Raw genomic sequence first — 14,112 nt, 5'->3', positions numbered from 1 at the left:
AAAGCAGCACCTCTGGGGGTATTCCGCACATCGAATGCCTCAAGGCATTCCTTTCGAGGGTATCGTCGCAAACTGGCAGTCCAATGACCGCAAAGGCACTCTGATAAAGCGTGCCCTGGCGCATCCGTGTGCCCACTTCAGTCCCGGCCAACGCCGGTACAGCCAGCGACAATATCAAAGACAGGCTCCCAAGCTGTTTGCAGCATGAACGCATGTGCTTTGTCTATCCACGTTTTTCCTTGCAATTCCCCTCTGCGTGTGATAACATCACTCCATGGGAGTGTAATCGCAAGTGCAATTCATTGCGGAAGGTGAGGTGATCCTTTGTCACCACGAGGAAAGCAAGCCAATGGGCTATTGACCCAGCAAAAGATGCTGCGGGCAGCTGTGGCGCTGTTTTTGGAGAAGGGCTACGAAAAAACCACCACAGCGGAGATCGCGGAGGCTGCGGGAATGGCCCAAAGTTCTTTTTTTCGGGCGTTTTCCAGTAAGGAAGCTCTGCTTTTGGAACTGGTACGCCGGATGTTCACCGGGCAGTTTGCTTTGGCGGAGCGGCACAGCGGAGAAGAAGATCCGGTGTTCCTGTACGCCGTGGAAACGGCGCTGCAGCTGCACATCACGGAGCTGACGCAGCCGCTGCGGGAGCTGTATGTGGCGGCGTATTCTTTGCCGACAACTTCTTCGTTTCTTTACCAGAGCACAGCCGGACGATTGCAGACGATCTTCGGCGCGTATCTCCCGGAGGCTGAAGCCAAGGATTTCTACGAGATGGAAATTGCCTCCGCCGGCATCATGCGGGGCTTTATGTCGGTGCCCTGCGACCTGTATTTTACCATGGATGCCAAGCTCTCCCGCTTTTTGGACTGCTCGCTGAAGCTCTATAACGTCCCGGCGCAGCAGCGCGCGGCCATCACGGCGGCGGTCTTGAAAATGGATCTTCACGCCATGGCGGCAGGCATGATCCAAAAAACCATCCGACAAGCGGAAGAGGGCTTTGAGGCGCTTCCGGAGCTGCCGGAGGATGGCATCGTTCAGCATGCAGAAAATTCTCTTACCCAGAAAGGAGCAACCCCATGAAAAAGACGGCGAAAAAACTGCTGAGCATGGCACTCGTCCTGGTGATGGTGCTGTCCATGCTGCCCGCAATGGCCGTGCCGGCGCTGGCAGCGGAGACGACAAGCACCGGCACCAAGGACGACTTCGGCATCTCCACGCCAGAGTGGACGGCCGAAGAAAAGGCCGCGGCGGAGGCCGACCTGCCCTTCGGCACCGGCTACGGCACCTGGACGACCCTTTTTGAAAAGAACGAATTGTTCTTCTCCATGGGGTACGACAGCGCCACCCGCCTGACCGGCCTGTTCGACTGGAACGGTACGGAGGGGACAACCGTTGACACGATCGTAAATGCGGTCGACAACTTCGGGCAGAGCAAGCTCACCTCCAAGACCGAGAGCTACAAGGCCGTAGCCACGGCGGCCATGGACCTCAACGGTACCGGCAAGAAGGAGTATGTGGCCAATCTGGCGCTGAACACCAGCAACAACGCTCTGTATCTCTATGTGACCGACAGCAGCAACAACGCTGTCGACGCCACGCAGTTTGTAGAGTTTAAGTATGTTAAACAGCTCAGCGAAATGGAGGTCCACCAGCTCAACGGCGCGTTCTCCATTGCGGCCGGCGACTTTGACGGCGACGGCAAGGACACCATTGTGGTCTATATCCCGCGGACCGACGTCAGCGGGTACACCAAGAATGGCGATGCCCCGTTCATCGCGGAGTATTTCTTCGATCATGGCAGCGATGGCAAGTGGAAAATGGGCCAGTATTCCACCGTCTCCTCGAACGTGCTCACGCTGCTGGGCAACGACGAGGTCGACCAGATCACCACGATGAAAAACCAGCCTATGGTGGATCTGGTGGCGGAGGACGTGGATAAGGACGGTTTTGACGAACTGATCGTCACCGCCGGCATGAACGACGTGACCAACAGCGACCATTTCCTGGAGTCCCATATCTTCATTTACGATCAGCAGAAGAGCGGGGGTTCGTTCACCTGGAACCGCAGCTACGACAAGAGGCTGGCGATCACCTCGGAGAACAACAAGCGCGTCGTCTGGGCTTCCTCTACGGTGGGCAATATCATAGTGAATACCAGCACCACCAGTGTGGACTATCCCGAGATCATCACCGCCGGCTTTATCGACGGCGAGCAGAGCAAAACGCAGCACATCAACGTGGGCGGCAACGACGATGTCGGCGTGACCGCCGTGCAGGTGAAGAGCGTCAAGAATAAGGCAACCAAGAACGTCATCTGCGAATATGAAGAAGTCCTCAACCAGAAGCTCTCTCCCAACAGCTGGACGAAGGGCGGCTTCTACGAGAGTGAGGACGTGAACGGCCTTTTGCAGATGCAGGCCTACGCCGACCGCGGCCTTGGCAAGGCGGAGTCGGTGTTCATCTCCGGCTCGGTGTACCGCATCAACAGTGACAACAAGCTGGCAGAGGCATACAAGCACGGCGACTTCGATGGCAAGGATGACTTTGCTCCGGGCGGGCGCACCCTGACCAACACCACGGTCACCGCCGTCACCGCCGGCAACTTTGACGGCAACGACGAGGGGCGGGAGCAGCTGATCTGTGTCACCACCCTCAAGCAGAGCGGCAAGAACAACGCCTATTCCCGTGTGTACTGCTACTACGCGAAAGACGATGACGCTGGTACTTGCGACAGCAAGCGCTCCAACTATCTCACCGAGCACAAGGGCAACTTCTACGTCTCCCTTGCCGCGCTGGACACGGATAACGACAGCGTCGTCGCCAAGCTGGTAAGCGTCGAGCGGGACTACAGCGCCCCCGACGTGCTGGCCATTCTGGAGTCCGCGCCCTATTTTGACGAGATCGCCGACTCCTTTGGCAACAGCGAGACTACCTACGGCAAAGCCACGTCCAGCGGCAACGGCTCGACCAACAGATTCGGCTTCACGCTGGGCGTTTCCGTGGGCTATGAGTTTGAAAGCGACCTCATCCAGAGCGGCGGAGGCTTTGAGATCGCGGTGGACAACGCCTTCAACTGGGCCACCGCCAACACCACCACCGTGGAGTGGTTCACGGAGTTCAGAAACGACAGCGGCGATAACCTGGTGGTGGTGTACCGCTGCCCGGTGGTCACCTACCGGTATGTGGATCTGAACGGCAAGGAGCTGGTGGTGGAGAAAGTCGGCCCACCCGCCACCAGCATGATCACCGTGGACGAATACAACGAGGCGGCGGAGCAGTACGACGGCCTTGACCCCATCGATGAGACCAACGCCAAGCTGGGCGATGCCGGCGACCCCGCCAGCTACCGCAGCAGCACACAGGGTCTGACAAATGCCGTTGCGTTTAATGGTACGGCGGAAGAGGGCAAATGGGACAGCAGCGGGTGGACGCAGTATTACGGCAGCGGCTCCGTGATGCAGGGCCTGACCATCACCGAGGAGCAGGAAAAGACCTTCTCGTATGATCTGGCGGTCTCGAAGAACATCTTTGTCAAGGTCGGCGGCGTCACGGCCGGCGCCAATTACGGCTTTACCTACGGCTATGAGAATACCCACATCAGCGGCAAATCCGTCACCAAGTCCGGCGCGTTGACCGGCCAATCCGTGAGCGCCGACTACGACTTCCGCTGGAAGTTTGCCGCGTGGAACTGCACGCTCAACGGCAGCACCGTGCCCGTGCTGGGCTATCTGGTGAAGGACGTGGAGGCCCCGCCCTCCCCCGCCATGGGACTGACGGCGGAGAGCTTCACCACCGACAGCGTCACCCTGCGCTGGTCCAGCGGCATCCGTCCCGCCGAGCAGTACCGCATTTACCGCGTGCGTGATACCGCCCCCCAATATGTACTCGTCGGCGCGGTGCAGGGCGACCAGACCAGCTTTACGCTCACCGGCCTCAGGCCCGGCGAGACCTACACCTATGTGGTGCGGGGCGTGGGCTATCAGGCAGACGGGACGGCCGTGGAGTCCGTGGACAGCGCCCCCATCACCGTGCGCACCCAGTCTGAGGATAACAACGTCACGTTCACGCTACGTGGCAGTTCGCTGACGGCAGACAATATCCTGCAAAGCACCGGCGCGGAAGCTGTTATCCATGTGGAATACGAGGCAGTCGGAACCTCCACCCACCAGTGGCAGCTCCTCGAGGCCGGCAATGCGGGCATCAGAAATGGCTGGCTCGACGTAGGCGCGCTGGCCGGTAAGACGATTGGAGCTGTCAAGGGCGCGACAAGCAGCTCCCTGACCCTCCAGAACATCGACAAGAGCCTCAACGGCAGCCGCCTGCGCTGCGTGGTCACCGTGACCACCACGGCCGGCGATGTGGATACGTATTATTCCCCCGTTGCCACGCTGGATCTCAGCGGCCTGGACACCACCACGACGATCAAGGTGACCGGAACCAATGTGCCGGGCAGCGGCAGCATCACCGACCCGTATACAGGCACGGCGGATCATACGACGGTCACGCAGGAGTCCAGCGGCAGCTACATGTATGTCCCGGAGACCGTTACGGATGGCAGCGGCAAGGAATACACGATCTATCAGGACACGGAGAACAATGCGTATGTCGGCGTGTATGACGAAGTGAGCGACTCCGGCGTCAGTCATACATATCGCGCGGTTATGAAAAACACAGATGGAACCTACTCGCTGGGCGATACGCTGACGCTGGATGCCGGCCAGTATCTCAACGCGGCGGATGACTCCGTATATGACACCACTGGTTATACTGGTTTTGACGGCGTGCGTGTGGCCTCCAATGCCATGGAGACCGTCGGCGACGTGACCTATGTGAAGATGTACGCTGTGGACGGAACCGTTCTGACAGAATACTGGTGCAGCACGACGGATGGTTTGTACTACATCAGGACTGTCAGCACGGAGGGGGCTGCTTCCTTTGGGAAGGCAGACCCGCAGCCCGGTAGCAGTGCTGACCTGCGCGGGGTGTATTATGAGAGCGACAGCGTCCTTATCCTCGACGCAGCGGAGCTTACGGGAACGGATGATGACGGCAACCCAATCATCGTTTCCTCTGAGTATGACCGCTATGCGGTTTATGAAAAAACGGACAGTGGCTTTACGCTGAATGCAACCATCTACCGTATCCCCGGCACCACGCTCAAAAACGGTGGGACTGCTTATGCCGACAGCGCAAAGCTTGAGACCGTCACCGTGCAAAAGGAAGTGCTCAACACCGTCACCACCTCGCAAGCCGGCACCCAGCTCACCCTGTTCGCCACCGTCACCCCCAGCAGCGGCGGCGCGGTCAGCTTTACCATCACCAACACGGACACCGGCGCGGTGACACAGTTCACGACAACTTCCGGCACACCGATCACCTGGACGGCTCCGAAGGCCGGACTCTACCGCATCGTGGCCACGACTGCCGCCACTGCCACGACCAAGTCCAGCTCGGCTGTGTGCTACTACCGGGCCGACGATCCCACCAATGACTATCGCCTCACGCTGTGGCAGGGCAACCAGCAGGTCACCAACATCAGCTACAACGGTTCTCCCGTCTCGCTGGTGCTGGAACAGCGCACCAATGGCACCTGGGGTGCAGTAACCAGCGGCGTCAGCTATAAGGTGAACGGCGAGACCATTACAAGCGCAAACAACAGCTATACCCCCGGCGCGGCGGGCAGCTACACCTTCTCCGCCCAGGTGGACGGCAAAACCGTGGCAACCGCCATGCTGGTGGTGAACAAGGTATCCATCACCGTCACGCCCACATGGGGCAGCGCGGAAGGTGCCACCAACACGGTTCCGGCATACGGAGATATCAAGCTGGCTGTCACCGACGCGCAGGGCAAGCCCAGCTCCGTCTCTGTCGCTGACTATATGACCGTCTCCTGCGACCTGTATCAAAATGGCGCACTCGACACCAGTGCCCAGCGCGGCGTGTACACTGTCACCCCGGTTTATGTCAATGACACTGTAAAAGCAGACTTCCTCTCCCGCTACAGCGTCACCCTCAACACGGCCAACATCTATTATATCAGTGGCGCGATCACGGTGTATTTCTCCGCCGGTGAAAACGGAGCGGTTTCCGCCCGCTACATCGACCCCAGCGGCACTGAATTTTCCTTCAACACCGGCAGCCAGATCAGCATGGACTACCGCCTCAAGTTCGTCGCCTCGCCGAACAGCGGCTGGTCGGTGGACAAGTGGACGGTCACGGTTGGTTCGTCCCCTGCAAATACGGAGTGGTACAGCACTTACGGCAACACGCTGGAATTCAACGAGACCGGCATGAATGAACAGATCGAGGTTTTCGTCACCTTCACCGATCAGACCCACCAGATCACCTATAGCCACAGCGATGGCGGCAGTCTGAGCGCGACAGCGGGAGGCTCCTCGCTGACCAGCGACGCCTCCGTGGCCCACAACGCCGCCGTCACCTTCACCGCCAAGCCCGATGCGGGCATGATGGTGGAAAAGTGGACCGTGGACGGCGCGGAATACAAGTGGGACGGCACGGATGCGCTCTACCGTGAGAACACCCTCACCCTGGAGAACATCTCCGCTGCCCATGATGTTCAGGTCTACTTTACCGACGCAGCCACCACCAATGTGACTGTCTCCGCAGAGGATACGGCCAATTCGCCCTATCTCGGTGCAACGATCACCGTGACCGACGCAGCAGGCAACACCGTCACAGATCTCACCGCCGTCCCCCGGTCCAGCGCCCTGACCTTTACGGTGGAGATCGACAACAGCACCTCCGCCGTCGTCAAAGAGTGGCAGACCAGCACCGACGGCACGAATTGGACTACCGTGACCGGCTCCGGCGGACAGGATGCGATTACCATCTATGAGCACGGCGAGACGCTCTACGTCCGTGTTGTGATCGCCGTGTCCCAGACCTATCAGCTGAGCTGGAACGTGGCCGGCCTGGAAACGGGCGACGATACCAAGGCTACCCTGGTCGTCTGGAGCGGCAATGCCACCCTCGGCGGCAACGGCAGTTACTATGCGGTCAACACACCCGTGGAGTTCTCTCTGCAGCTGGATAACAGCTACTATGTGATCGGCTGGAGCGAGAATGTCACGCCCGCTGCAGACGGGATGTCCGCGACCATGACCCTGACCGACAACACCGACGTCACCGTCACCGTGGCCAAGAAGCCCACCGTCTCGTGGGATGCCTCCATCACCGGAGGCACGGTCAGCGTGACCGGCACGGTGAACGGTGAGACAAACGCCACCGTCAATAACGGCGGCTATGTGGACCTCGGCAGCAATCTCGCCGTCACCCTCAGCCCCGCCAAGGGCTATGAGGTGAGCAACAGCATCAGCGCCGCCTATACCGACGGCACCGGCAACACCACCGACGACAAGACCTACACCATTTCCGACGTCCAGCAGGACCAGACCATCGAGCCCGTCTGGACGGAGATCCCCACTGCTGTGGTTAGCTACTCCGTGGTGGATAAGAACGGCACGGATGCCGGCGGCATGGACGGCACGCTGACCGTGACCGTCACCCGGAAAAACATGAGCGGTTATGCCGTAACCGATGACAATGACGGCACTGAAACTGTCTGCCGCGACTCCGTCGTCACCTTCACCGCTGAGCCGGATACCGGCTACAAGATCGGCAAGTGGATCGTGAACGGCGTGGAGCAGAGTACCGCCCCCACGCTGACCATTGACAACACCGACGCCCGGACCGTTCAGGTCCAGTTCGACCCCGTGGGCGAGGCAGTGACCTACGGCTTCGACACGGACGGTGTGACCAATAAGGCATCTCTCAGCGCTGTCTATCAGGCCAACGGCACTACCGAGAAGGACAACTTCCCCAGCGGCAACAAGCCCACCGCCAACGGCACCATCACCTTCATGGTTTCCAATCTGGAGAGCGGCTATGAGGTGGAGGGCTGGTATGTCAACGGCGTGAAGCAGGACGGCCAGCCCGGGCTGACCTACACCTACAGTGTGACCGCCAATGTTGGCGCGGACGTGGAGGTCAAGATTATCCGCAGCTCCTATACCGTCACCTTCTCCGACAGTGTGAATGGTTCCATCTCCGCCACCGTGGATGGAAACTCCATCAGCAGCGGCGACAGCATCGTGGGCGACACCGTCGTCACCTTTACCGCCTCTCCCGTCAGCCCCTCCGGCTACACCTTCGCCGGCTGGACGGTGAACGGTGCGGCCTCGGAGGAGACGACAGAGTCCTTGACCCTGCCCATCACCGAAAACACTGTGGTGAAAGCCAGCTACACGCAGGATGTGGTGCGCTACACCGTGACCTATGATGTCATCGGTGAAAACGGCACCCTGTCCGCCCCGGCGATCGCCGCTGACGGCAAGGCTGCCGCCGGCAGCAGAGTGGTCTTTACCGCTACTCCCGCCGACGGTTACCGGGTCGCAGGCTGGTACAGCGATGCAGCCGGTACAACTCCCATTCCCGGCACCACCTTTGAGCAGAACCGCTACACCATTGAGGATCTGCTCTCCGATACAGTCGTCTATGTAAAATTTGATCCCATCCCCACCTACGACATCACCGTAAATGTGACCGGCCTGGGCATCGTGACGGCCACCGTCAATGGTGAAACCGCAGAGATCACGAATAACAAGCTGACCGTCACCCGCTATGACGATGTGGTGCTGACTGCTGCGCCCGACGCCTACCAGTACCTGACCGGCTGGACCCTGGACGGCGCAGATCAGGGCAACAGCAGCATGACACTGACCCTCACCGATGTGACCGAAGCCCACACCGTGGCCGCCGACTTTGCTGCCAGCCAGCTGGTGACTTTCAAGACCGTCTGCGGCGAAAACGGTACTCTGACCGCCAAGGCCGGCTACAGCGAGCCCCTGAGCACCATTGACGCCTCCACTGGCATCTCCCTGGAGAAGGGCAATAAGGTCATCGTGACCGCCAGTCCCAACACGGGGTATATGGTCAAGGCTTGGACGGTCAACGGCGAGGTGCAGGACAACCTGTCCAACACCCTGACCATTGAGAACCTGAGCGAGGCCACCACAGTCACTGTGGAGTTTGAGCCCCTTGTGCTGCACACCATTTCGAACAACGGTATTGGTTACACCATCAGCGGCATTGTCAAGACGCCCGGAGACTACGGCGCCGACAATGAGATCCGTGACCGCGGCACCGTGACCTTCACGGTCAAACCTGACAGCGAAAATGAATACAGCACCATCACTCAGCTCAAGATCAGTGATTACGACTTCGTGAACGGCGGCACCAACGGCAATGTGACCGTGGTCAAAAACGCCGACGGCAGCTACACCGTCACCATCACCGGCGTGACTGCAGCAATTACCACCGACATCGTGGCCCACAAGGTCGTGGTGGGTAACTTGGTGGTCCCCGATGCTCTGAAGAGTAATTCTAATCTGGATACCGTGGAGAAGATCCAGGCCAAGCTGGAAACCAAGCTGACCGGTAGTAAAGATAATCAGGTGTTCTACGACATCGCCCTGAAATACTACGACGGTTCCAAATGGGTGGATGTCACAGAAGCCAACTTCCCGGCCAACGGCGTGGACGTGGTGCTGCCTTATCCCGACGGCACCGACAGCAAGGACACCTTCACCATCGTCCATATGCTGACCACGGGTGAAAACACGGGTGAGATGGAAATCATCTCCTACACCAAGGAGGACGACGGTCTGCACTTCCATGTGACCAGCCTGTCTCCCTTCGGCGTCAGCTGGGTCAAGTACACCGCGCCCACCGGTGGCGGCGGTGGCGGTGGCGGCGGAGCCGCGACGGCCGAGACCGTCATCATCAAGGACAGCCTCAACGGCAAAGTCATAGTTGACAGTGTCTACGCCGATGAGGGAGATACCGTTACCCTGATCGTCGAGCCCGACAAGGGATACACGCTGGAGACCCTGACCGTCACTGATAAGAGCGGCAACGAGTTGAAGCTCAAGGACATGGGCAACGGCAAATACACCTTCACCATGCCCGCTTCCAAGGTCACGATCAAGGCCACCTTCATGGAGGATAACTCCATGCTGAACTTCTTCGTGGATGTCCCCGCTGACGCTTACTACTACGATGCGGTCCTGTGGGCTGCCAAGGAGGCCATCACCGGCGGTGTCGATGATACCCACTTCGCGCCCAACGCCACCTGCACCCGCGCCCAGGCCGTCACCTTCCTGTGGCGTGCCGCCGGCTGCCCCGCTCCCAAGAGCCACGCAATGCCCTTCACCGACGTGGCCGAGGGCAGCTACTATCACGATGCGGTGCTGTGGGCCGTGGAAAACGGCATCACCAAGGGCACCAGCGACACTGCGTTCAGCCCCAATGCCACCTGTACCCGTGCGCAGATCGTCACTTTCCTGTGGCGCAGCCAGAAGTCTCCCGCCTCTGGCAGCGTGAATCCCTTCACCGACGTGGCGGCTGACGCTTACTACGCCAACGCAGTTCTGTGGGCCGCTGAGAACGGCATCACCGGCGGTACTACCGCCAACACGTTCTCTCCTGCTAACGACTGCACCCGTGCCCAGATCGTAACGTTCCTGTATCGTTGCCTGGGCGACAAATAAGGGGGATCTTCTCGCTCGAAAGAAGCCCTTAATGTAACCGTCAAAGCTAACGGTGTATAGACTTCTATGCGATAATAGTCATGGAACGTTTCGCAACGTTCCATGACTATTACTTTCAGGGGGTATTGCGATGACATCCACAGAACTGAAACCCCAGGCACGGCTTCAGGGATGGGTGATGGCAATTCAGGATTGCAGAAGCAGCGGATTGCCAGTCAGGCAGTGGTGCAGGGAGAGAGGAATTACACCAACCACATACTATCGCTGGGAACGCGAGCTGTTGTCTATTGCTGACTCAACGGCGACGCTGCCTGAAACGCCTGCGGTTGCGTTTGCGGAATTACCAGTACCGAAGCAAGTGTGCTGCAACGCATCAGAACGTTCCGCTACGCTGCATCTCGACAATGTCAGCATAGACATTTATCCGCAATGCGGCGCCGAGCAGCTGAAAGCACTGGTTGAGATCCTCCGCACATGCTGAACGACTTTACCGGGGCTGACAAGGTCTACATCGCCTGCGGCTACACCGATCTGCGCAAAGGCATAGACGGTCTGGCCAGAATGGTCCAGCAGCAGTTTGAACTGGACCCCTTCACCAACACACTGTTCTTGTTCTGTGGAAGGCGGCGAGACCGCATCAAGGGCCTGTACTGGGAAAAGGACGGCCTCATTCTTCTGTACAAACGTCTGGAACAGGGCACGTACCAGTGGCCACGGAGCGAATCCGAAGTGCGTTCACTGACGCCGCAGCAATACCGCTGGCTCATGGAAGGACTGAAGATCGAGCAGCCAAAGGCGCACCGTCCGGTAACGGGATTGACTATGCTCTGAGGCAAAGAAAATTGCCTGAAAGCATTGAAAACACTGGATTTTTAGCGTGTTTTGTGCTATCATAATCTTATAAAAAATGAGAAGAAAACTGCCGCAAAGCAGGCCGAAACCGTGACCATTTCACGGGCTGAATATGAAGAATTAAAGCTCCAGAACCAATGGCTTCTGGAGCAGCTTGGGCTTGCAAAAAAGCGGCAGTTTGGATCTTCTTCCGAACGGATTCAGGAAGGCCTCATGGATCAATTGGGGCTTACGCTCAACGAAGCCGAGGCCTATACGTATGGAACGAACTCCGCCACTCCGGAGCAGATCGCCGTGAAAGCCCATGAACGCAAGCGGCAGTCCGGCAATGTCCTGGAAGTCGTCCCGGAAGGGACGCCCACTGAGGTGGTGGAACACCGTCTGCCGGAGGAAGACCTTGTCTGCGAGGTCTGCGGCAGCCAGATGGTGGAGATTGGCAAGGAAGTGCACCGGACATTGCAGATGAAGCCCGCGCAGTTCTGGATTCGCGAGGACGTGTATTACACCTACGCCTGCAAGAACTGCGAACTGGAGACTGGCGAGGCGAACATTCTGAAAACGCCGAAGGAGCCCGCACTGCTGCCCGGCAGCTTTGCTTCCGCGGAGGCTGTGGCGCATATCATGACGCAGAAGTTCGTGATGTACTCGCCTCTGTACCGTCTGGAGCAGGAGTTTAACCGCCAGGGCCTGAAGCTCTCCCGGAAGACCATGTCCAACTGGCTGCTGAATGTCTCGGAGATGTGGCTGCAGCCCATCTACAACGTTCTGCATGAGAAACTCTGTAAAGAGCAGGTGCTGCACGCGGATGAAACGACCCTGCAGGTGCTGAAAGAAGCGGGGCGGCCCTCAACCAGTAAATCCTACATGTGGTTGTACCGGACCAGCGGCTGTGCAGAGCAGGCCATTGTCCTGTATGAGTACCAGTCCACACGGAAAGCAGAGCATGCGGAGAACTTCTTGAAGGACTCTCCGGCAGCGATTGGCGAATGCTATTGGCAAAGCGCAGGCCGTCTGGTGACGGCATGGTGCGCAAGCGTGAGGATGGCCGCTGGGAAGGGCGGATCGTGGTGGGCCACAAGCAAAACGGAGAGCCGATCTTCCACTACATTTCAGCAAAGACACAGAAGGCGCTTCTGGAAAAACTGAGCCCTTCCCGAAAAAATGGACAAGAAAAATGCGAAAAAAGCAGAATGAAACAAACAGGAGCGAATGAAAGCAAAGTCAAGCGACAGAAGCTGCACACAGCAGCTTTTCAAAATCGCAGGGCGATCTCCATCCAATCGAAGAGTGAGGACGAACTCTGTTGTAAAAAGCTTCAATATAAGCAAAGATATCGTTCTGTGCCTCCTGCCTGGAGCGATAGTGGTGCAGATGAACCAGCTCACATTTCAGACAGCTGAAGAAATTCTCCGCGACAGCGTTGTCGTAGGGATCGCCCTTTCGGGACATGCTTTGCTGAATTCCCAGCTGTTGCAAACGGGAACGAAAAGCAGTGGAAGCATACTGTACGCCTCTGTCGCTGTGGAAGATCAGCCCTGTGCCAGGATGCTCCCGGGATACTGCCATATTCAGGGCATCCAGAGCAAGCTGTGTGTCGATCCTGTGGGAGAAAGCGTATCCTACTACTTTTTTGGTACATAAGTCCTTGACCGCAGCCAGATAAAGCCAGCCTTCTTCGGTGGGGATATACGTAATATCGCCCACCCACGCCTGATTGGGATGCTCAAAAGAAAACTGACGCATCAGAAGATTTCGGGAGATGGGATATTCATGTCGGGAATTGGTGGTAGCTTTATAGGCTTTTTTGCGAATAGAATGAATACCTGCTGCTTTCATGAGGCGATGGACTCTCCCTCTGGAGCAGCGATAGGATGATTTCAAAAGGTGATAGAAGCTATCCAGTCCCAAAGCGGGATGTTTTTCATGTAACCTTACAAGCTCCCGGATCAAAGCCTGATTACGCTGTGCTCTGCCTTTCAAAAGCCTGGCGTAGAGTGCCAGCCAATAATGGGCGGTGGATTCCATGGCAAATACGAATTGGCTCTTTACGAGAGTCAACTTCCGCATCTGCTCCAGCAATTGATTATATCCGGTGCAGTTGTTTCGGAAGTTGAATGCCTTGCGGACGATCTGGCCATCTTCAGTGATGATGACTGCCTCGTGACTCCGCTTGGCAATGTCGATCCCGACGATGAACATGGTGTTAGCACCTGCCTTTCCTGTTGATGTACAGACAGTTCCTCATGTCCTTATGAGTCATACCCTGCATGGAAATCTGCGGAGAGGTCTCTCCCGCATCCGGCTCATTAATGAAATCCCATAAGGGAGAGGTCCCAAACTGCTGTAAAGCGGACGGCGCCGCAGGGATAAAGCAGGGAACCTCTGTCTGCATGAGGAAATTATATCATCGCCCGTCTGGACGAGGATAACGTAAGGAGGATATGCAAAGAAATCGCATAATTATCTGATGATTCAGAGGATTTTATTTATAGCAGGATAAAGAACAGGCGTCAAGCGCGACGCCCTGTTCGGTCACTTCTGCCCGCAGTGCGGGCAGTTACGGGAGTTTTCGGGGAGTTCCAAAGTGGGGTCAAAATCGAAGGGGGGCTATCACTTCTGCGGTCGTCATCCCCGAAAGCCTACTCCCACAAGGAAAAAGTAGGGGTCATGCCCCGGAAAGGAGCTATTTTGAGCA

5 protein-coding genes and 2 pseudogenes are annotated in these 14,112 nt (G+C 57.7%); 6 read left to right on the top strand and 1 reads right to left on the bottom strand.

Annotated features, from left to right (window positions below; genetic code table 11):
• Positions 1-372 precede the first annotated feature (372 nt).
• From ACQRD3_RS12630 to ACQRD3_RS12605, 6 genes and pseudogenes are all read left to right on the top strand, one after another.
• Complete coding sequence (locus ACQRD3_RS12630) at positions 373-1,077, top strand: TetR/AcrR family transcriptional regulator (RefSeq protein WP_427781623.1); 705 nt, start codon at positions 373-375, stop codon at positions 1,075-1,077.
• Positions 1,074-10,565, top strand: a complete 9,492-nt coding sequence (locus ACQRD3_RS12625) for an S-layer homology domain-containing protein (protein WP_427781622.1) — start codon at positions 1,074-1,076, stop codon at positions 10,563-10,565. Before ACQRD3_RS12630 ends, ACQRD3_RS12625 begins: the two co-directional genes overlap by 4 nt.
• Positions 10,566-10,695: 130 nt before the next feature.
• Positions 10,696-11,046: an IS66 family insertion sequence element accessory protein TnpA gene (gene tnpA, locus ACQRD3_RS12620; RefSeq protein ID WP_427781621.1), complete on the top strand. Its 351-nt coding sequence runs from the start codon at positions 10,696-10,698 to the stop codon at positions 11,044-11,046.
• The gene (tnpB, locus tag ACQRD3_RS12615) at positions 11,040-11,396 is read left to right on the top strand and encodes an IS66 family insertion sequence element accessory protein TnpB (RefSeq protein ID WP_427781620.1); all 357 of its coding nucleotides are present in this window, start codon (positions 11,040-11,042) and stop codon (positions 11,394-11,396) included. Before tnpA ends, tnpB begins: the two co-directional genes overlap by 7 nt.
• 111 nt (positions 11,397-11,507) lie before the next feature.
• Positions 11,508-12,374 (top strand): annotated as a pseudogene (locus ACQRD3_RS12610) (transposase); the annotation flags it as partial.
• Between the two features lie 35 nt (positions 12,375-12,409).
• A pseudogene (locus ACQRD3_RS12605) lies at positions 12,410-12,562 on the top strand (tyrosine-type recombinase/integrase); the annotation flags it as partial.
• Between the two features lie 76 nt (positions 12,563-12,638).
• On the opposite strand, the gene ACQRD3_RS12600 reads toward ACQRD3_RS12605, so the two are convergent.
• A complete protein-coding gene (locus ACQRD3_RS12600; protein WP_427781619.1) occupies positions 12,639-13,616 on the bottom strand; it encodes an IS3 family transposase in 978 nt (325 codons plus the stop codon).
• Between the last annotated feature and the right edge of the window lie 496 nt (positions 13,617-14,112).

The organism is Candidatus Pseudoscillospira sp. SGI.172 (assembly GCF_050313575.1).
GTDB lineage: Bacteria > Bacillota > Clostridia > Oscillospirales > Oscillospiraceae > Vermiculatibacterium.
The sequence above is the reverse complement of the archived record's forward strand: the minus strand, read 5'-3'. Positions and strand labels throughout refer to the sequence as shown.

What these genes read in the sequence shown, in the direction of transcription:
- ACQRD3_RS12630 (WP_427781623.1), top strand. Translation starts at nt 373, where the DNA reads ATGCTGCGGGCAGCTGTGGCGCTGTTTTTGGAGAAGGGCTACGAAAAA.
- ACQRD3_RS12625 (WP_427781622.1), top strand. Translation starts at nt 1,074, where the DNA reads ATGAAAAAGACGGCGAAAAAACTGCTGAGCATGGCACTCGTCCTGGTG.
- tnpA (WP_427781621.1), top strand. Translation starts at nt 10,696, where the DNA reads ATGACATCCACAGAACTGAAACCCCAGGCACGGCTTCAGGGATGGGTG.
- tnpB (WP_427781620.1), top strand. Translation starts at nt 11,040, where the DNA reads ATGCTGAACGACTTTACCGGGGCTGACAAGGTCTACATCGCCTGCGGC.
- ACQRD3_RS12600 (WP_427781619.1), bottom strand. Translation starts at nt 13,616, where the DNA reads ATGTTCATCGTCGGGATCGACATTGCCAAGCGGAGTCACGAGGCAGTC.